At 44.8% G+C, this 20,545-nt stretch carries 19 protein-coding genes and 2 tRNA genes; 10 read left to right on the top strand and 11 right to left on the bottom strand.

From position 1 onward, the window contains the following. Positions 1-122: 122 nt before the first annotated feature. A tRNA-Val gene (locus U719_RS02625) sits at positions 123-195 on the top strand. 46 nt (positions 196-241) lie between these two features. Here the strand turns inward: U719_RS02625 and U719_RS02630 are convergent. After that, positions 242-796: a YdhK family protein gene (locus U719_RS02630; RefSeq protein WP_023467146.1), complete on the bottom strand. Its 555-nt coding sequence runs from the start codon at positions 794-796 to the stop codon at positions 242-244. 153 nt (positions 797-949) lie between these two features. Here U719_RS02630 and U719_RS02635 point away from each other — a divergent pair, with 153 nt between their 5' ends. The 3 genes from U719_RS02635 to U719_RS02645 are packed head-to-tail and all read left to right on the top strand — an operon-like array spanning position 950 to position 3,534. Continuing rightward, entirely contained in the window at positions 950-2,299 is a 1,350-nt protein-coding gene (locus U719_RS02635; protein WP_023467147.1) for a HAMP domain-containing sensor histidine kinase, read from the top strand. A gap of 1 nt (position 2,300) precedes the next feature. After that, the gene (locus tag U719_RS02640; protein ID WP_023467148.1) at positions 2,301-2,951 is read left to right on the top strand and encodes a response regulator transcription factor; all 651 of its coding nucleotides are present in this window, start codon (positions 2,301-2,303) and stop codon (positions 2,949-2,951) included. A 16-nt stretch (positions 2,952-2,967) separates the two neighbouring features. After that, entirely contained in the window at positions 2,968-3,534 is a 567-nt protein-coding gene (locus U719_RS02645) for a histidine phosphatase family protein (RefSeq protein ID WP_023467149.1), read from the top strand. A gap of 59 nt (positions 3,535-3,593) precedes the next feature. On the opposite strand, the gene U719_RS02650 is transcribed toward U719_RS02645, so the two are convergent. Next, positions 3,594-5,081 (bottom strand): NAD(P)/FAD-dependent oxidoreductase, encoded by a 1,488-nt coding sequence (locus U719_RS02650; protein ID WP_023467150.1) that lies wholly within the window; start codon positions 5,079-5,081, stop codon positions 3,594-3,596. A 16-nt stretch (positions 5,082-5,097) separates the two neighbouring features. Further along, entirely contained in the window at positions 5,098-5,643 is a 546-nt protein-coding gene (locus U719_RS02655; protein ID WP_023467151.1) for an isoprenylcysteine carboxylmethyltransferase family protein, read from the bottom strand. A gap of 237 nt (positions 5,644-5,880) precedes the next feature. Here U719_RS02655 and U719_RS02660 point away from each other — a divergent pair, with 237 nt between their 5' ends. Both U719_RS02660 and U719_RS02665 read left to right on the top strand, forming a co-directional pair. Further along, the gene (locus U719_RS02660) at positions 5,881-6,690 is read left to right on the top strand and encodes a M15 family metallopeptidase (RefSeq protein WP_144080714.1); all 810 of its coding nucleotides are present in this window, start codon (positions 5,881-5,883) and stop codon (positions 6,688-6,690) included. Positions 6,691-6,755: 65 nt separating this feature from the next. Continuing rightward, positions 6,756-7,232: a hypothetical protein gene (locus U719_RS02665; protein ID WP_023467153.1), complete on the top strand. Its 477-nt coding sequence runs from the start codon at positions 6,756-6,758 to the stop codon at positions 7,230-7,232. Positions 7,233-7,294: 62 nt separating this feature from the next. Here U719_RS02665 and U719_RS02670 read toward each other — a convergent pair whose 3' ends face one another. After that, entirely contained in the window at positions 7,295-10,435 is a 3,141-nt protein-coding gene (locus U719_RS02670; protein ID WP_023467154.1) for an efflux RND transporter permease subunit, read from the bottom strand. A gap of 185 nt (positions 10,436-10,620) precedes the next feature. Here U719_RS02670 and U719_RS02675 point away from each other — a divergent pair. Then, positions 10,621-10,693: transfer RNA gene (locus U719_RS02675), tRNA-Val, on the top strand. Between the two features lie 97 nt (positions 10,694-10,790). On the opposite strand, the gene U719_RS02680 is transcribed toward U719_RS02675, so the two are convergent. Further along, positions 10,791-11,813, bottom strand: coding sequence for a PTS transporter subunit IIC (locus U719_RS02680; protein WP_029340800.1), 1,023 nt, complete (start codon positions 11,811-11,813; stop codon positions 10,791-10,793). A 360-nt stretch (positions 11,814-12,173) separates the two neighbouring features. Between U719_RS02680 and U719_RS02685 the strand changes: the two genes are divergently transcribed. Then, on the top strand, positions 12,174-12,908 hold the full coding sequence (locus U719_RS02685; protein ID WP_023467157.1) for a metallophosphoesterase: 735 nt from the start codon (positions 12,174-12,176) through the stop codon (positions 12,906-12,908). A 35-nt stretch (positions 12,909-12,943) separates the two neighbouring features. On the opposite strand, the gene U719_RS02690 is transcribed toward U719_RS02685, so the two are convergent. Continuing rightward, a complete protein-coding gene (locus U719_RS02690; RefSeq protein WP_023467158.1) occupies positions 12,944-13,222 on the bottom strand; it encodes a hypothetical protein in 279 nt (92 codons plus the stop codon). A gap of 125 nt (positions 13,223-13,347) precedes the next feature. Between U719_RS02690 and U719_RS02695 the strand changes: the two genes are divergently transcribed. After that, positions 13,348-13,983: a sterol desaturase family protein gene (locus U719_RS02695; protein WP_023467160.1), complete on the top strand. Its 636-nt coding sequence runs from the start codon at positions 13,348-13,350 to the stop codon at positions 13,981-13,983. Between the two features lie 16 nt (positions 13,984-13,999). On the opposite strand, the gene U719_RS02700 is transcribed toward U719_RS02695, so the two are convergent. The 3 genes from U719_RS02700 to U719_RS02710 form a co-directional block, all read right to left on the bottom strand. Continuing rightward, positions 14,000-14,554 (bottom strand): TetR/AcrR family transcriptional regulator, encoded by a 555-nt coding sequence (locus tag U719_RS02700; RefSeq protein WP_023467163.1) that lies wholly within the window; start codon positions 14,552-14,554, stop codon positions 14,000-14,002. Next, positions 14,541-16,859 (bottom strand): YhgE/Pip domain-containing protein, encoded by a 2,319-nt coding sequence (locus U719_RS02705; RefSeq protein ID WP_023467164.1) that lies wholly within the window; start codon positions 16,857-16,859, stop codon positions 14,541-14,543. Before U719_RS02705 ends, U719_RS02700 begins: the two co-directional genes overlap by 14 nt. Before the next feature lie 152 nt (positions 16,860-17,011). Then, the gene (locus U719_RS02710) at positions 17,012-17,977 is read right to left on the bottom strand and encodes a quinone oxidoreductase (RefSeq protein WP_023467165.1); all 966 of its coding nucleotides are present in this window, start codon (positions 17,975-17,977) and stop codon (positions 17,012-17,014) included. Positions 17,978-18,081: 104 nt separating this feature from the next. Here U719_RS02710 and yidD point away from each other — a divergent pair, with 104 nt between their 5' ends. Next, positions 18,082-18,366: a membrane protein insertion efficiency factor YidD gene (gene yidD, locus U719_RS02715; RefSeq protein WP_023467166.1), complete on the top strand. Its 285-nt coding sequence runs from the start codon at positions 18,082-18,084 to the stop codon at positions 18,364-18,366. Between the two features lie 108 nt (positions 18,367-18,474). Here yidD and U719_RS02720 read toward each other — a convergent pair whose 3' ends face one another. Beyond that, positions 18,475-18,864 (bottom strand): tautomerase family protein, encoded by a 390-nt coding sequence (locus U719_RS02720; protein ID WP_023467167.1) that lies wholly within the window; start codon positions 18,862-18,864, stop codon positions 18,475-18,477. Between the two features lie 56 nt (positions 18,865-18,920). Then, on the bottom strand, positions 18,921-20,405 hold the full coding sequence (locus U719_RS02725) for an aldehyde dehydrogenase family protein (RefSeq protein WP_023467170.1): 1,485 nt from the start codon (positions 20,403-20,405) through the stop codon (positions 18,921-18,923). Positions 20,406-20,545 lie beyond the last annotated feature (140 nt).

The following is a 20,545-nucleotide window of genomic DNA, read 5'->3' on the forward strand; positions in this document are numbered from 1 at the left end:
AAGCGGGGTTCAATTCCTCCATTTTAATTTTTTTATTTTTTTTCAGAAAAAGACTTGTCAGCCTTTTAGTTTCTTGATATATTAATACATGTCCTAGCAAGTACATAACGTACTGCAAACATGATTCTGTAGCTCAGCTGGGAGAGCGCTACCTTGACAGGGTAGAGGTCGCTGGTTCGAGCCCAGTCAGAATCATACCGAAAGCCCGCTTTTCCTTTATAGGAAAAGCGGGCTTTTTTTATTATTTCTTTATCTCATCTTCTGTGACCCATTTATGGTTTTTCACCATCTCTCCACCGTCCGTCGGTTCATAGTTCACCATGTAGACCGTCGTTTCCTTTACTTCATCAATCGTCACTTTTGCTCCATCCATACCCTTCATATGATCCGCTTTGACAGTCGTTTCATCACCAACTTGCAGTGGCTTCGTTGGAACGGGATCGAGTTCTTCCTGAATGACCCATTTATGATTTTTCACCATCTTTCCACCATTGGTCGGTTTGTAACTAATCGCATAGACGACGGTATCATAAGCTCCCGCAATCGTTGCTTTAGCTCCGTTCATTCCATCCATATGATTCGTCGTCAACGTGACGTTGCTTCCTTTCGGATAAGTCGGATCACTGGCTTCCTTTAGACCAGACGGTATCTTTCCATCACTCGAATGCATCATATCTCCATGAGACATGTCGTGTGAGTCGCTATTGCTTCCTTCGTCATTTGAAGCGGATCCGCATGCACCGAGCCAAAGCGTAGAACTAAGAGCCAGTGCGGTTAACGTCAATGATTTTTTCATATTAAAATCCTCCTGAATTCACAATTCACTAGTCTTTATTACTATACCCAGCGTATGTGCAAATCGTGTGCAGATGAGGTGACAGTTTTGTTTGTCAGCGTCGATCGTGTTTTTTTTCGCTATACTAAAGTGAAGAGAAAGGGAGGAAATGTCATGCGTCGTATTTCATACTCGGTCGGAGGAATCGTGCTTGCGGCATTTTTAATTTGTGGCAGTGTGTTGTTTGGGACGTTGTATTATCAGTTATCTCAAACACGAACGCAGGAAGTAGTGGACGGTTTACTGAACCGAGGAAATACCCATCGTGATGTCCTTGTCGATTCCTATGACCAAACGACAATGCGCCATGTCAGCATGATGGAAGCAGATTCATCGTTTACTGTGGTGATCACTGATGCAGATGGAAAACAACTCGAAGCGTCACGACCTTTGTCGAATGAGATGAAAAGTGTGCTAGAGCATACGGATTTCGATTACCGTCAACAAGGAAAAATCGTGACGATGCGTGACTTTTTAATGACGGACAGTCCCATTACCATCGACGGGAAACATCGGGGGCATGTCTTCATGTTCGCTTCTAAAGCAATCGTAGATCACGTACTTGATCCGTTGAAACAGCAGTTTTTCCAAGTGGGTCTGCTCGCACTATTATTAGCAGGTGCGGCAAGTATTTGGACGACCCGACTCATCTCTCGTCCGTTGATTCAGATGGAAAAAGCGACGGCACGCCTATTAGATGGAGAAGGTGGAGAGTTGCCGATTGATCGACAAGACGAACTGGGACAATTGGCGCGTTCGATTCAGCAATTAAAACAGGATCTCGATTTTTTGAATCGAGAACGATCCGAATTTTTAGCAAGCGTATCTCATGAATTACGCACACCATTGACATATATAAAGGGATACGCGGATATTCTCGAACGCCAAACGTTGACGCCGGATGAGCAACAACGCTACATTACGATCATTCGAGAAGAAAGTCAGCAAATGAATGAATGGATTGAGCAATTATTTTGGCTAGCACGCATTGATGCGAATGCTTTTATGATGGAACGAAAACCTGTCGATGTCGAAGACTTGATTCATCAAGTGATACGATTGATGCGCCTGGACATCGAACAAGAAAATGTTTCGTTCGAGATAGAAGGTGAGCGATTAGAAGTGATGGGTGACGCTCAGCAGCTCCGTCAGATGATCGTGAATATCATTGAAAATGCACGACGACATACGACGTCGGGAAAAATTATCGTTCGTTATGGTGTCAACGCAGTAGGGGCTTTCATTCAAATCGAAGATACAGGAGAAGGGATCGCTGCAGAATCTTTACCTCATGTAACGAAACGGCTCTACCGAACGGAAGCATCTCGTTCTCGAAAACATGGAGGAACTGGAATCGGACTCTCCATCGTTGAAGCAATTGCTCAGACACATGGAGCAGAATTGAACATCAAGAGTCAGCTTGGACATGGAACACAAGTGACACTGCAGTGGAAGGAGAAATAAAATGCCGCATGTATTGATCGTAGATGATGAACCAAGAATGCTTGAACTGCTCAAACTGTATATTCAGCCGTATGGGTACACGTGTCAGCTTGTGGATTCTGCGCAACAAGCTCTTGATCTCTGCCGTCAGCACGTATTCGACCTGATTTTACTAGATGTCATGATGCCGGATATGGATGGCTGGACATGTTGTCGTCTCATTCGAGAACACTCTAACATCCCAATCTTGATGGTTACGGCTCGGAATCAGCGGGAAGACATCATTCGGACACGAGAAGTAGGAGCGAATGATTACATATCAAAACCGATTCAAGAAGGGGAACTGATCGGGCGAATGGAAGTTTTATTACAGCAACAGTATGATGGTCTATCCTATGACCGGGAAAGCTATCGTTGTAGTTACCTCCAACAAAAGATTTCGTTAACGAAGACGGAGTTTGAGTTGTTAGGTGTATTTTTAGATTCTCCACGACGTGTTTGGACACGCGATCAACTAACGACGATGTTATGGGGAGCGGAAGCGTCTGTAGACGAGCGGACGATCGACTCGCATATCAGACATTTAAGAGAAAAACTACGTGTTTGCGGTTTTCCGATTGAACAGCATCTCGAAACAGTTCGCGGAATCGGATACCGATGGACACACCAATAAAGGGGAAAATCAAAACATGACGACACTCTATTTCGTACGGCACGCACACTCGACATATTCACCAGATGAACGGAAACGGCCACTTTCCGATAAAGGACGAGCAGATGCGATACGTTTACTTGAAACGTTTCAAGAAATTCCAATCGACAGGTTCTACAGCAGCCCGTATCAACGGGCGATCGAGACGATTGCACCGCTTGCGGAGGCACGTCAACAACCAATCATTGAGGTAGAGGAACTACGAGAGCGATTGTTAGCACCGGGAGAGCTTGACGATTTTCAAGCAGCGGTCACATATGTATGGCAACATCCGAATGAAAATCCGTATGGAGGCGAAACGAACAACGAAGCGTCGCAACGCATTCGGCCATTCATCGACGAACTAGTGGAGAAGCATCCTGACGAAATAGTCGTTCTTGGAACACACGGAAACATCATGGTGTTACTCTTAGAAACATTTGATTCGACGTTTGATTACGCATTTTGGAAATCCTTACCAATGCCAGCCGTATGTCGAATGGATGTGAGATTAGGAGAAAAGGCGGACATTCATGTCGTACCACTTTTGACAAATACAAAGTAAAAAAAGAGACGGAACTGATGAGTGAATCAGTTTCCGTCTCTTTTGTAATTGGAGAAATCTTAAGGCGTAGGAACAGCACCTTCATGTTTTCGGATCAAATCAGCTGTTAATTGACCGGACAAGGTGACCATTGGTACACCGCCGCCTGGATGTGTCGACCCACCAACGAAATAAAGTCCTTCGTACAAGTCACTCTTCGATGGAATCTTGAATCCACCATTTTTCTTCCGATCGGCTGCGACACCATAAATCGATCCACCGTTTGGACCGTATAATTCTTTCAAATCCTCTGGGGTAAAGCGATATTCAAACTCGATCGATTCCCGAAGTCCATGAAGTCCCATCCGCTCCAGTTTATCGAGAACGACTTCGCGGTACGCATCCCAGTCGACCTCACCTTTTTGAAGTGTTAGCGGTGGAACGTGTGTCAAGACGAATAAGTTATCCTTCCCTTCAGGAGCTTGGGAAGCGTCGGATTTTGACGAGACACCGACATAAATCGTTGGATCCTCTGGAGGAGTACCTTCTTTGAACATTTGGGCGAATTCACGCTCTGGATTTTCTGAGAAAAAGAAATTATGATGCGCTAGCCCGCGATACTCACGATTTACACCGAGCAATAGGACAAGACCTGAAACGGAAGGGGCAAACGACGCTTGTAATTTTTTTGCCTGTTTCCGGGCTTTTTTCTCCGGAACGATCCGTTCGTAAGTCGGGATGACCTCAAGGTTTGAGACGACGATGTCGGCTGCATGGAATGTTCCGTTTGATAGAACGCCCACCGCTTTTTTATTTTCAAGGACGATTTGTTCAACGGGGGAGTTGAGGTGAACTGTGACACGGAGCTCATCAAGTAACCGTTTCATGGCACGCGCGATTTGGTACATCCCACCTTTGACATAATAGATACCGAGACCCATTTGAACATAAATCATCTGATTGAAGACAGCAGGTGCCTGATATGGGTTGGAACCGACATACATGACCATATAGTTGAATAGCTGTTCGAGATACGGATCATTGAGATGTTTTTTGGTTCCGGTCGCAACGGTATTCATCGGGTCCATCTTTAATAAATCAGACATCGTATGGTATTTTTTTAAGTCCTTTAAATCTTCAAGACTGTATTTATAAAAACTGTCGAGGCACAAGTCGTACATTTGTTTGGAGTACCGGAACAATTCGACAAAATCAGCCCGTGACGAGACGTGCTCGACTTCTTCGAGCATTCCAGGTAAGTCACCTTTGACATCGATTTTTGTTCCATCCTCAAAGAATGTACGCCATTGCGGTTCAATGCGCTCGATTTCTAAGTAATCATCCAAGTTACGATGAACGCTTGAGAAGAGTTGTTCGAGTACCCAAGGCATCGTTAAGATAGAAGGACCTGTATCGAAAGTAAATCCCTTTCCACTACGTTGATTCAGTTTCCCTCCAACGTTCGCATTCTTTTCAAGCATCGTGACTGCATAACCATCTCCAGCCAAACGAATGGCAGCAGACATACCAGCAAGACCAGCTCCAATGACGATTGCACGTTTCTTCAAATGGATCACTTCTCCTTTAGTAGATGAATGGAATCAATCGTTTTCGTTTTGCAGCCCATACCGTATAGGCGGGTCCAAAACCTTTCGTTAACATCGCTTCTTCGATTCGAATCCGGTAGAGCAAGAAAATGAACATCAGAAGTCCGGAGAGAATGAAAAGTCCGAACTGACCGGTGAACAGGGGGAAGCTCATCGTAATCAACAACAACCCACTGTATAACGGGTGACGTAAAAAGCGATAGGGACCGCTACTGACGAGCTGATCACCAGACGCCACGACGACATGACGAGTGAACTGTTGTTTTAAGTGGAGAATTCCCCATAGGCGTAAGGAAACACCACACCATAATAAAATGCATGAAGAGATGCGCATGACAGAAGAAACAGTTTCATTCGCAAAGAGGAAAGCGCAGACGATCGTTCCGCTTAGGACAAGGAAAATCAAATAAAAACTAACTTGTTCTGCTGCGCCTGACTTAGACTCGGAGCGATTCCGGAAACGAATCATCTCGCCAATCCAGCAGATGCTACCGATACTGAAAATCCATTCCCAAAGTGACACGTACGCTACTCCTTTCTACATCAGAATCATGTTTCGAAAACGCATACATCGTTATTTACCCATTGTAATTCGTCCTTAAGCTACATTTAGAAAACTTCAGAAATACTTCATTTTCATGACAAGCATTCCGAAAGAACCATGTTTGAAAAAAAGAATGGTATTCTAATCTAAAATATGGAATGTAAATATTATTAGATGGAGTGAAAATCGAAAATGAAGAGAAAACAGATATTCATCATGACATTGGCAGTGATAGCTACGGTTACGTCCACGACGACTTACATACCAGCAGTCGATGCATCAACATCTTCTTATCGTCAAGCCAAGACATCCCTTCATTTACGTCAAGGGGCATCACTCGAGCAACCGAGTCTTACGGTTATTCCAACAGGGATCTATGTGACGGAACTGTCGAAAGTCGGTACCTGGTCAAAAGTACAATATGGTACGAAGATTGGTTATGCGAGCACAAAATATCTACTAACGGATGAACAAATCGGTGGAAAACGGATCGGTCATACTCTCATCGCGAATAAGAACTTAACGCTCCGCTCGACATACGCTCCTGGTGAGAATCAACAAGCAAGAGAAGCGTTTGAGAAAATGCGTGTAGCGGCTAAAAAAGAGGGAATTACGCTCGTTGCATTTAGTACTTATCGCTCCTATGCCTATCAAAAAACGTTGTTTGATAAATATGTTGCGCGTGATGGATATGAGAAGGCGAGTACGTATAGTGCGGAACCCGGGAAAAGTGAACACCAAACAGGTCTTGCGTTTGATATCGGAGGCGCTGATTCAACAAAATACGCCACGTTTAGCTTTTCCAAAACAAAAGAGGCAAAATGGTTGTTTGCGAATGCTCACCGCTACGGTTTCCATCTCCGCTATCCTTCTGGTAAAGAATCTTGGACGGGGTATACGTATGAGAGCTGGCACTATCGGTATGTCGGAGCAACGCTTGCCGCTCGTCTAAAAGTCAGTGGATTAACAATGGAGGAGTATTTCCACCTCGCACCATGGAAACCAGTAAAGGTTTCGACTCCTTAAAAACATGGTAAATAGAGGATGTTGGCTTAGTCGGTTATTCGTCTCAGGTGAAAGAGGTGGAACGAATGGCAAAAAAAGATGCGAAACATCACATCATGACGTTTACGTTCAAAGAAGAAGCGACATCCTATCAAGTGTTCAGTGAATTGAAGAAATATCATGCGCGAGGTCAAGTCGATTTCGAACAGATTGCCGTCATCAAGCGAAATGAGAATGGTGCTTTTTCGTTTGAAGATGCTGTGGATCTAAGTGGATCGAATCGCGCCGTCAAAGGTTCATTGATCGGAATGGCCGTTGGTATCTTAGGTGGACCATTCGGCATCTTACTTGGTTCGATGACGGGTATGCTGATTGGTGGATCAAAAGACATGAAGGAAAATCAAGAAATCCAAGAAACATTCAAACGAACACTCGGTGTCATTCCGCCTGGACAAACAGGAATCATCGCGATCGGTGAAGAGTTTGAGCCATCCGTCCTCGACGGATTAGTGGCGCAACATGATGGTACGTTGGAACGAACGGATGAACAGTTAGAGTCGTAAGGTCTTATAGAATGAAAAGGAGCCTATCGCTTGGATCGCGATAGGCTCCTTTTCATGTGCATTTACTTAGTCGTACGTTCTTTTTTTGCTTTCTTGAAGAAGAACAATTCATAGACGACAGGAACGATGATAAGTGTTAACAACGTAGAGGTCGTTAATCCACCGATGACCGTCAAGGCAAGACCTTTTGAGATCAATGTTCCTGAAGAAGTCGTTAATGCGAGTGGCACCAATGCCATGATTGTTGCAAATGCGGTCATCAGGATTGGGCGTAATCGCGTTTTACCAGCTTCAATCAATGATTCTCGAATCGGCATACCACGTCCGACGTTTTGACCGATGCGGTCGACGAGAACGATTGCGTTCGTGGTGACGATTCCGATCAACATCAAGAAGCCGATCATGACACTGACAGACAATGGTTCATTCGCAAGGAAGAGCGTGACGAGTGAACCGATCGGAACAAAGATCAGAGAGGACAAGATGATGAATGGAATCCGAGCTTTTCCGAACGTAATCAACATTGTCAGGTAAACAAGTCCGATTGCAACGACGATCGCAATTCCAAGTGATTGGAAGATTTCAACCGTATCGTCATTTCCGCCACCACTTGTCAATGAGACACCGTCTGGTAAATCGATTTTTTCGACGTCAGCTTTTACGGCATTCGATACGTTTTGAACGTCGTCTCCTTTGACTTGTCCAGATACGCGAGCATATACTTTTCCGTCGAGTTTCTGAATCGATGTGAAGGTCTCGACTTCATTGACGTTCGCGACATCTTTCAATGCGACAGGACCGTTTGCTGAGAAGAGTTGGACGTCTTCGAGATCTTCTTTCGAGACGAGTCCTTCTTCATAAGATAATTGTACGTCTTGATCCTTATTGTCGAGATTGAGCGTTCCGACCGTAACTGGCTTCGTTTGATCGTTAACGGTACCGAGAATCTGGAAACCAGATAGTCCGCGATCACTTGCTTTCTCAGGATCGATTTCTACGAGATACTGCTTTTGTTTTTCGCTGAAGTTGTTCGTGATATATTTCAAATCATTATTTTTCGACATGTTATCCTCGACGAGTTTTGCCGCCTCTTGAAGGGCTTCGAGGTCGTTCGAGAACAAGTCGACATCGACGTTGTTATTCGACGGAGGACCACCTGTTGATAGTTCAGCCACACTGATTTTGACATCGACGTTTTCATCTTGAGCGATGTCTTCCATCTGTGTTTCAAGTGACTTGATCGTTTTCTCGACGTTTACACCGTCTTTTAGATTCAAGAAGTAACTTGCTTTATTATCGAGACGTAAGCCTGTCGTAAAGTCACGCGCTCCGACAGAAGTCGTCACGTCAGCAATGGCTTTTTCTTTATCAAACATTTTTTCCATCTCAAACGAGACGTCACTTGTTTTTTCAAGTGATGTGGCAGCCGGAAGTTCAAGCGATGCCGTCAAGGTCTTCGATGCTTCGTTCGGAATGAACGTAAAGCCGAGACGCGGTACGATCGCAAGGGAACCACCGAGAAGGATGAACGATACGACCAAGATGATCGCCTTGTGCGAGAGTGATTTTTCAATCAGCTTGCCGTACCAACGTTGGAGAGCGCCTTCTTTTTCTTCCGCTGGTACCTTCTTGAATGCAAACTTCGCGAGAATCGGTACGATCGTGATCGCAACGAGTAGTGAAGCAAGTAATGAGAAAATAATCGTCAAAGCGAACGGTAAGAAGAACTTACCAGTAATACCACCGACAAATCCAATCGGTAGGAAGACGACGACGGTCGTCAGCGTCGATGACGTGATTGCTTTTAGAATCTCTTTTGTCGATTGTTCGATGATCTCATCCGTCATACCGGATTCGGATTTTCGGACGCGCCGGAAGATGTTCTCGATGACAACGATACTATCATCGACAACACGACCGACTGCAACAGCCATCCCACCAAGTGTCATGATGTTCAGGGAGATATCTTGCCAGTTCAAGAAGATAGCGGCGATGAGTAATGATAATGGAATCGAGACGATGGCGATGATCGTCGCGCGGATATTCCGCAAGAATAACAGAACAGCGAGTGATGCGAAGAGGGCACCAAGTAATCCTTCTTTGACGAGTGTCGCAACGGACTCCTCGATATCCTTCGCTGAATCAATCCCAATCGTATAGTCGACTTGGTCGTCATATTTATTGAGAATCTTCGTGACTTCATCTGCGATTTCGACTGTATTGGCATCTTGTTTTTTCGTGATTGCCATCGATAAGGAATCTTTTAAATCGTAACGCGTTTTTTCACTTTGTTGTGAGACGGCTTCGATTTTTGCGATATCCTCTAGGCGAATCGGTTCTGCAGGTTCAGACGCCTGATCTGCAGCTGCTCCACCTGTTGTACTTGGTGGACTTTGCGTTGCACCTTGTGGTGGACCGCCAGCAGATGAACCACCTGTTTGACCGTTACTTGATGAACTAGTCGCACCTGCAGCAGGTGTCAATTGTAGATTTTTGAGTTTATCTAGATTTTCTAGTTTTTCCTCAACGCGAATCGGAATTTTCGAATCGTTTTCTGATAGCTGACCAGATGGGAACGAGACATACTTTCCATTGATTTGTTCCTTGATGCTCGAGAGCGAGAGACCCGCTTCCGTCGCTTTCTCCTTATCGACGGTGATTTGAACGAGATCATCCTTATAGCCACCAACCGAAACGCTGTTGATTCCTGGAATCTTATTAAGTTCAGGTTCGATATCTTCCTTTAGGATTTTTTCGATGTCTTTACCATCCTTACTAAAGAAAGAGATGTTATAGATTGGGAATGAACCAAATGACAAACGATTCAATTTCGTCGTTGCTTCCTCCGGTAGATTCGCATCTTGGATGGCAGCATCGATTTGTTGTTCGACCTTATCCATATCAGTATCGAACGGGAATTCGATGTTTAAGATACCGATACTTTCGTAAGAAGAACTTGTTAGCTTGGTAGCCCCTTCAATTCCTTTTAGAGAAGTTTCAAGCTTTGAGACGACTTGTTTATCGACATCGTCAGGTGATGCACCAGGGTAAACCGCTTCGATTGAAATCTGAGGAAACTCGATTTCCGGGAACTGGTCGACTTTTAATTGTGAGAAGGAATACACGCCTCCTAAAATCAATAGGATTGCAATGATGAAGACAGCAACCGAGTTCTTCAAACTAAATCGGGTTAAAAAGTTCATATGAACGCTCCTTTCTTTTTATATGTGCTTATTTACATAGTAGAGGACACTCATAGAACCCGCAACTTTAAAACTGTTTTTATTTAAAAAGATCTTTTTGAAAAAAGATAATTTTTTTATGAAAAAGGCTTTACACTTTTCGATATGCTGCTATAATAAAAACATACCCAGTAACAACACAGCATGATTCTGTAGCTCAGCTGGGAGAGCGCTACCTTGACAGGGTAGAGGTCGCTGGTTCGAGCCCAGTCAGAATCATACCGAAATCGTTCCTTTTCGAAGGGACGATTTTTTTTGCGTTAAAAAAACTATTCCCGAAATCAATCAGGAATAGTTGGAAGGGAGGTAAATTGTTTTATTGAATTTCGAGGTGAAGATCGCCACGCTTCGTCCACCCTGCGACGGTCGTCAATCGATAGAAGACGAGCGTCAAGACGCCAGGTAGAACGACACCAGTCAAGAAGAAGACGAGGAACGCCTGAGGACCTTGGTTGACGAAAATATTGAGTGGGGCAATCATCGAATTTAATCCAAGTCCTGCGAGTTCGTACGGTACTTTCAAAGAGAGAAGAAGCGTCGCGACAGGAGCTGAAATCATCGCTGCGAGAAACGGTGCAACGACAAGACGTGGATTTTTAACGATATTCGGGAATTGTACTTTAGGTGTTACAAAGAATGAAGCAATCAAACCACCTGGATCCGTCTGACGGTATGCCATCAACGTGAAGCCGACGAATTGAGCGGAACAGCCAATCAGTGCAGCGGCACTTGCTACAGGATCAAGTTGCAAAGCGATAGCGAGTGCAGCGGACGAAGCAGGAGACATCAATAAGACACTAAAGATGAGTGCGATGACAAGAGAAGTTGCGATTGGAGATGATTCAACGGATGCTGTGATCATGGCACTGAATTTTGTAAGGAGTGGTGTCGTGACGGCAGCAGCACCGATTCCAGTCACGCCGCCAGCAAGGACAGCACTCATCGGGATCACCATCATGTCAAATTTCGTTTTTCCAGTCATGCGTTTTCCGACGTATACAGCGACAGCAGCTGCGAGTAACGCACTGATTGGCTGACCGGGTACAAGAACGAGTCCAGAAGCAGTCGATTGAAGAGCGGCACCACCAATCGTCGCTGCGATCATCGCGCTGAACAGGACAAGTGTGTTTCCTCCGAGCTGAAAGGCAATACCGGCACCAAGCGCAGGGGCGAGTAGTACTTTTGCGACACCACCAATCGTCAGTAGCATTTGGATATGTAGAAGATTTCCGAGCGTCTCAATCAGGAGTCCGACACCGAGTGTTACAAGAACGGCATTTGCCATTCCAGCTGATACTTTTACCATTCGATCCATCGCATATTCTTTCAACGTTGTCATCCTCTCTATCTATCTCTATTTTTTGCCATGAAAAAAGCCTATCCGTTTTTGGGATAGGCGCCACTCATTCTGTGCGGGCGCCTCATTCGATGCATCGAAAGAAGGGCCCAAAAATCATTTCCGTTTCATCATCGGAAAAGTTTTCAGTCCCTCATGCATAGAATAATCAGTCGGCCGACTTGGTTAAATGGCTGTTGCGTCGGAATCATTCGATCGTGCCCCTCTCTGTGAATTTTTCTAAGCCTAACATGCTCTTGATTAATAATCAATATTTTCTGACAATTTATTTTTTCCTGAAATCTGACAGGAATTCACGGTATCATCGGGAAATCCTAATGTACCAACAATGGAGGCGTTTACATGAAAGTGATGCTTTTTACAGATATTCATGGTAATGCATCAGCATTACGTGCAGTATTGTCCTATCTTGATCAACAACCAGAGATCGATGCCGTCTATTGTCTCGGTGATCTTGTCGGCATTGGACCAGAGCATAATGAAGTCATTGATCTATTGAAGCAACGACCAGATATTCAAACGATTTCTGGGAATCATGATGAATGTGTCCTTGCTTTAATCCATGGGGAGAACTATCCCGATAGTTACCGCCATGCGAAAGAGCACCATCAATGGATTGCGGATACGTTGACGCAAGAAAATCAAAAGTATTTGGAACGTTTACCGCGTGTCTTAAATATCATGCATCAGGAACAAACGATGCACCTGACGCACTATGCTTATGCCGACCAGACGAAGAAGATTGGTGAAGAGCCGTTAAAGCAAGCGGTGGATGGAACGAAAGAAAACTTATCCGTCCTGTTTGCTGGAAGTGAGGCGCGGATCATTGGTTTCGGTCACCATCATCCAGCGCAACAAGTCGAGACAGAGCAAACGCTCTTTATTAATCCAGGTGCACTTGGATGTCAGGAAACAGCTATTGCTCCAGTAGCAATCATCGATTGGGAGAAGGGCCAAGTCCGTTCAGAAATCCTGAAGCTTTCATATGATGATCGACCATTTTTAGACGTTCTCAAAACGACGGAGATGCCGGAACGTGAGTTGATGCGCCGACTCTTCTTCGGTAGTAGGACATGAAAAAACCTTCATGAGTAGTTCATGAAGGAATTCAATCAAGACGACAATTTTGTCATGATTGAGATAAGACAAACGACAATCAGTAACACGATACCGATGTTTCGTTTCAATGGATGGCGTGACCAGTAAAAGAATAGCGCAAGGACAGGGGCCACAAAAAAGGCAACGATGAGACTGATTAATGTTGCAAGAAATAATACAAACATCCAAAGCTTGCTCGTTATCCGGTATACCTGCCACATGTCGTAAAGCGACATGAGTGTATAGGCGAGTAACACGAAGATGATTCCGGTCGATAAACTCAAAGTGATCATCACTCCATTCTCTATTTAGTATAAGGGAGGGAGCGAGAATGACTACACGACTTGAAGTAAAAAACGTGACGAATCGATGAACGTGCGATTATACGCTGTAACGAAAGAGAAAGGGGAAAGCACCAATGTCAAATATTTATCGTCGTTTTTTTCTGTTTCCGGATATTTTGATGATGCTCGTATTACTGATTGCGGTCAGTAGTTATGTCCTTGCTCAGCCGTTTCATTGGACGACTATATTATTCTTTTGTCTTGGACTGATCGTATTTAGCTTCAGTGAATACTTGACGCATCGTTTTTTGTTTCATTTACCACCGCCTAAAAATGTGCTTGGACGAAAATTGTTGAAACGACTTCATTACGATCATCATGCGCATCCGAATGAACTGCATCTGTTGTTTTTACCGGTCTGGTATTCCTTGCCGAATCTTGGTTTCTTTGCTGCTCTGACCTATTTTCTGACGCAATCTGTCGTTTCGACAGCGGCAGCCGCGAGTGGATTGATCGTCATGCTGCTTGTGTATGAATGGAAACATTACGTGGCACACGTTCCGTTGAAACCGAGAACACGCTTTGGAAAATGGATGAAAAGAACGCATCTATTACATCATTTCAAAAATGAACACTACTGGTTTGGTGTGTCAAATCCGGTGGGAGATTGGTTGTTTGGCACACTGAAGGATGAAAAAACAGTTACTTCTAGTCAAACGGCACGGAATTTAGAAAAGAATCGAGAATATGAAAAACCGCCGATCCACTGACCGGCGGTTTTTTGATTCATAAAATACGTAGCATGGCACGACGAATCGTATCGAGCTCAAGTGGATGCGCAATCGATGGCCATTCGGCAATCAATGCGATATACGTCCGGAAAATCAGAAATGCTGTGACATCTACTGGTACGTCACGATCATTTTGTCCAAGGCGAGTCTCAAGGAGCGTTTTAAGATATTCGACGACATGCCGTTCGATACGTGTCCGTAGTTCCTGCATTTCTTGTAATTTGAGATTACGTGTTTCTTCAATGATTTGAAGAATGAACAAATGTTGTTGCTGATGATAGACGATAGCATCGATCATTGCTTGCTTATTTTCTTCTACCGTCGCATGTTCGACGTAAGCGCGTTCTGCTTCTTCTTTCATCTCTTGCAGCACACGGGTTACGAGCGATTCGAACAAGTTGAGTTTACTTTCAAACAGTTGGTAGACGGTCGGTTTTCCGACGTGAGCGCGTCGGGCGACACGCTCGATCGTCGTACCCTTATAACCAAGTTCAGAAAAGCAAGCCATCGCTGAGTCTAGTATCAGTGTTTCTTTATCAGACTGTGTCATGTTGTTTTCGTCTCACTTTCGTTGAGAGTAGAATCCGCTTGGCTCCGAGCCCTCCAACGAAGCTGATGATCAATGCGACGACTAGGATGGTCGCGAGGACTTGACTATTTGAGATGAGAGTGTCCGTCACACCGAGTCCAAGGGCTTCACGGAATCCACCGACTGAATACGTCATTGGTAAGAAGGCGTGAATCGCTTGGAAGAAGCTTGGCGTCATCTCGACTGGGAACGTACCGCCACTACCACCGATTTGAAGCAGAAGTAGTAGGAAGGCAAGGAATTGTCCGACGCGACCGAGTAGCATCGCGAGCGTGAACAGAATCGTGATGAACGTCATACCTGTTAAGGCGGCGAATCCGTAGAGTGCAGGAACGCTCGCGACATCAGAATCGAGAACATAGACGATGGCCGTAGCCGCTGCGACACCTTGTAATGCGCCGATCGGTAAGATGAGTGATAATTTACCGACAAGGAAGCGCCATGTCAGACTCTCACCATGTTCTGGACGAATCTGGTAGACAGACGAGAACATCAAGGCACCTGCGAATAAGGCGATACTAAGGATGTAAGCTGATAAACCAGAACCGTAGTTGTTGACCGTCGAATAGTCATGTTCTTTTAAGACGACAGGTTCTGCGAGCATATTGTCCCGCTCTTTCGTTGGCTTGACAGTGGCGTCTTTAGCTCCTTTGCTAAGCTCGTCCTTCAACGTTTTAGCCCCATCTTCAAGTTTCGTATTGGCATCCGCGATTTTTGAAGCCCCATCGGTCGTTTTACCGATACCGTCTGTAATCGTAGTTGAACCAGATGCCAATTGACCTAACCCGTTAGTTAACGCGCTAGCTCCTGTTTGGAGTTGGTGTGTGCCATCTGAAAGTTGATTAGCTCCGTCAGCCAGTTGTGTACCGCCTGTTGCCGCTTTATGCACGCCTGCAGTATATTGACCGAGTTTTTCATTGAATGTCTTTTGTCCGCTTGCTAATTGTTGTGCGCCAGATTCGACTTGCTTCGCACCGTCGACGAGTTTTACTTGACCTGCGTTCAGTTGCGATACGGCGGACTCGACTTGCTTACCGCCAGCAGCAAGTTGACCGATTTTTTTCGTCGCTTCGGTTGCTTGAGCAAGACTTTGATCGATTGCCCCTTCTTGCGCAGCGAGGCTTTTAATATTTTCTTCTAACGTTCCAATTGTTCCAAGTAACGTTTGTTTCTCCTCATCTGATAATTGATCAGAAGCGGAAATAACTTGTTTTAGTTGAGCGGCATTTGCTTCAAGCGCTTCTCGACGCGCACGTAGATCTTGTTTAGATTGTGCAGCATCTTGATTCAATTGATTTAATAATACATTAGCTGCCTGAGCTTTCTCGTCCAGTTGATTTAATCCGTCCGTCAACTGAGGAATTTTTTCGTTGAGCTGAGCCGTACCCGCAGCCAGTTGCTCTGCCCCTTGACGGACTTGTGTCGAGCCACCGCTGAGTTTTGTTGCTCCGTCTTCTAGTTGCGCGGCACCGGCTTGCAACTTACCACCATTTTCGTCTAGCGTGTTCAACCCAGAAGACAACTCACCCGTTTTTTGAGCGAAGAGAGCAGTTTTTTCGTCGAGTGTCGTGACACCGTCACTGAGTTTTTTTGAACCTTGATTTGCTTCCCCGAGCTTTTCAGATAGTGTCAGACTGCCATCCGCAAGTTTTCCGAGGTTCGTAGCCAGTGTTTTAGCACCATCCGCTGTTTTGTGGTTGCCATCTTCTAGTTTAGAAGAACCGTCCGATGCCTTTTCCATACCGTTTGCAATTTTCTTTAACGCACCGAAGATCGCACTACTGTATTGTTTTGTCACGGATTTACGGATCTTTTCGTTTAATTGTTTGGCAGCCGTACTCGAAATTTGTGTGCCCGAGTAGTTTTTGGCTGGGTTCAAGTAATATTCCAACTCAATCTTTTTTGGATGATCATCGAGTAGTGTCGTTGCATTTTTAGAGAAATTCTTCGGGATGACAACCGTCATGTAGACTTTTCCGTCGCGTAGTTCTTTTTCGGCTTTGTCCTGAGACAAGAACTGCCAATCAAAATCATCATTTTTTTTGAGTTTGTCGACGAACTGATCCCCGATGTCGACTTTTTCTCCTTTAAACTTCGTTGCTTTGTCTTCGTTGACGATAGCAACCTTAATATCTTCTGTACGACCGTATGGGTCCCAGAATGCAGATAAGAAGATGGAGTTGTAGAGAAACGGTACGAGGATGAGGGCGAGAATGACGACGATCATCATCGGACTCTTCAATTTCTTCCATTCTGAGCGAAACATAAATACAAATCCCCTTTCTAAAACTCAAAACTAATTTGAGTTTTAGGTTTTGATGAGGTTTACTTTACTCTCTTCATTAAAAAAAAGCAATCGATAATCTTGATTTCACATAAAAAAGACGACTCGCAGGGAGTCGTCTCGAAAAAAGCGAGTTAAGGGAGCAAAAGTAGTTTTCCTGTGCTGCGTCGGCTTTCCAAAAAGTCATGTGCTGCTTTGCCATCAGATAATCTGAATGTTGTAGGCGAAGACAGGGTGAGATGGTCGGATAGAATCCAATCAAACAGTTCACCCGATCTACGGATGCGTTCTTCAGAAGATGTTAATACGTTCCAAAGATCACCACCCGTCAATGTTTTGGACGTATCCATCAAAAAGCGGGGATCAACAGGTGCAGGATCACCGCCTGCCATACCGTAGAAGACAACTGTCCCATGGACTTTCGTGATATGGAAACTATCCATTAAGGTAGAACCGATAGACTCATAAACGACATCGACCCCTTTACCAGAAGTTTGCGCGAGTACGTGCTCGACCCAGTTCTCTGAATATAAATAGACAGATTCACAGCCAGCAGTTTTAGCGATCCGTGCTTTCTCAGGAGAAGACGTCAATCCAATCGGAGTTGCCCCAAGCAAGCGAATGAGCTGTGTCAACAACTGCCCAACGCCACCGGCAGCGGCATGCACTAAGACGACATCTCCCGGTTGGACATGATAGCTATCTCGAGTTAAATAATGCGCTGTTAACCCTTGTAATAAGACAGAAGCTGCTGTTTCGTATGAGATACCATCAGGAAGCGGAATCAATTTATCAACGGGTGCTGCGACGTACTCAGCATTCGCAAGCGGGACATCCGCAAAAGCAACTCGTTGACCTACGTGGAACGTTGAAACAGCAGCACCGATTGCGGTGATGACTCCTGCACCTTCATACCCTAAAATATAGGGAGGCTGTCCTTCTAAATGATAGTTTCCTTTTCGGCGATAGATGTCTGCAAAATTCAAACCGATCGCTTTCATTTCAATCAGAACTTCCTGTTCAGTAATTGTTGGCGTTGGCACGTCTTCGAAGCGTAATACATCAGAACCTCCAAATTCGTGGAAAGTTAATGCCTTCATCTCAACACATCCTTCTTTTAAATCTGCTTTTAGTATAAGGCAGAACATCTGAAAATGATGGACAGATGCGTTACACTAGAAAAAAAGAGGAAAGAAGGGACGTTATGAAACGTGTCTTAATGGGAGGAATTCGTTTTTATCAGAAAGTCATCTCTCCCATGAAGCCAGCCACATGTCGATTTTATCCAACATGCTCCCATTACGGGATGGAGGCGATTGAACGTCATGGTGCAGTAAAAGGGAGTTATTTGACGACGCGTCGATTGTTACGGTGCCAACCGTTTCATCCAGGTGGTCTCGATTTCGTTCCAGAACCTGATCAATTTAGTTGGAAAGCACCGCTGCAACGGGAAAATCCGCGGGAGAAGGCGGAAGAAACGAAGGAGTAAGTCATGTGAAGGTTCTCTTTTGTTTAATGAAGTAAGAACAAATAAAGGGACGTATGTTACCGGAAATTACCGATAACATACGTCCCTTTTTGTTCTATTTACAGACGATCATAGTTTACCCGTTAAAAACTGTGCTTCGCCAAGACCGAAGCTCCAGTCGGCTGCATCATTTTCGACGATCGACACCATCAAATCAGTCGGTGCGAGTCCGCAGTTTGCTTGTAAGCGTTCGGCGAGTAATTGGTAGAGACGTTGTTTTTTCTCTTCCGTCCGCGTTTTACTCGTTACACTAATAAGAACGATATCTTTACTCCGTTCAAATCCGAGTCCAGTATCTTGAATGATCATCTCATGCGCTTTATGCGTATGCACGATTTGATAACGATCGCGCTCCGGCACATCAAATGCTTCGACCATCGCATCGTGTGCGGTGTCGAGTAACGTTTTCAACTCTTCTTCTGAACGTCCTTCAATGACGTCGAATCGTAATAATGGCATGTGAAATCACTCCTTAACAAAATTATGTAGAGTAGGGGGAAAACCCTACTCATATATTACTCGAAGAATGGTTTGTATTGACGACGATCGTGCATGACAGACAACCATTGGACAGTCGAGAATTCTTCAAGTACCCACTCACCGTTGAAGCGACCGAGTCCTGAATCTTTTTCACCACCAAATGGCATATGTGGCTCATCGTTGACTGATTGGTCGTTGATGTGAATCATACCTGTCTCGACTTCAAGCGCAAAGGCAGTCGCGCGTTCAATAGAAGAACCATGGACAGCGCCACTCAATCCGTATGGAAGTGAGTTCGCGATTTCGAGTGCCTCTTCATCCGTATCGAACGGGATGATGACAGCAACTGGTCCAAAGATTTCATTTTTAGCAAGTGGCATATCGTTCGTAACACCCGTGACGACAGTAGGTGCGATGACATTATCTTTTGCTTCGCCGCCGACACGAACGGTTGCACCCGCAGCTTTTGTTTTCTCGAGATCTTCAAGAATCCGTTCAACTTGTGATTGGTTGATGAGTGGTCCGACTTGTGTCCGATCATGTGATGGATCACCGTATTGTAGCTCTTTTACACGAGCGACGTATTTTTCGACGAATTCATCATGTATCGAAGAAGCGACGAGAATTCGGTTCGTCGACATACAAATTTGACCTTGGTGATAGAACTTGCTGTAGACAGCAGATTCGACCGCACGATCGAGATCAGCATCATCAAGTACGACGAAGACGTTGTTTCCGCCAAGTTCAAGCGCTGTTTTCTTCAGGTGTTTACCAGCAAGTTCACCGATATGACGACCAACTTCAGTGGACCCTGTGAATGAAATCAAGCGTGGTACAGGATGTTCGACGATAGCATCACCGATTTCTGAACCACGACCGACGATGACATTCAAGACACCTTTTGGTAATCCAGCTTTTTCAAATAGACTAGCAAAAATCAATCCACCTGAAACAGGTGTGTCCGTAGCTGGTTTGACAACGACTGCGTTCCCGATGGCAATGGCAGTAGCGATCGACCGTACAGCTAAGTGGAACGGGAAGTTCCATGGACTGATGACGCCGATGACGCCAAGTGCTTTACGGTAAATCCGGTTTTCTTTGCCTGGTACGACCGATGGACGAATTTCACCGTGCATCCGAAGTGGGAAAGTCGCAGCTTCCTTGACGATCAAGACAGAAGCAAGGAATTCGCCTTCCGCTTTAATGCGTGTACTTCCAGACTCTTTGATCAACCATTCGATTATCGTTTCTTTCTCTTCGTACAAGACTTTCAAGAAGTTTTCGATCAAGCCTTGACGTTTTAAGGCAGGAACTTTCGCCCAGTCTTTTTGAGCGACTTGAGCCGCTTCATAAGCGTCATCTAAATCTTGTTGATTCGCTGCAGAGATTGTAAAGAGCTCTTCACCCGTAAAAGGATTCGTGTTCGTCATGTTGCTGTCACTTGCGCCTGTGCGCCACTGACCATCAATGTAAATCTTCGTGAAATCTGTATGCAATGTTGCTTCGTTTTGTTGAGCCATATCATTTCATCTCCCATTCGTTTTCATAACAATTAAGTTATTCACGTTATGAAAAGAAGTAAAACACATCCGTGCACTTCGACCAAATATATTGCTCAAAATCAGTCAGGCAGATGGGTTTTAAAGCGCTTTAAATCAGG

Source organism: Exiguobacterium sp. MH3, from assembly GCF_000496635.1.
Classification (GTDB): Bacteria; Bacillota; Bacilli; order Exiguobacteriales; family Exiguobacteriaceae; genus Exiguobacterium_A; species Exiguobacterium_A indicum.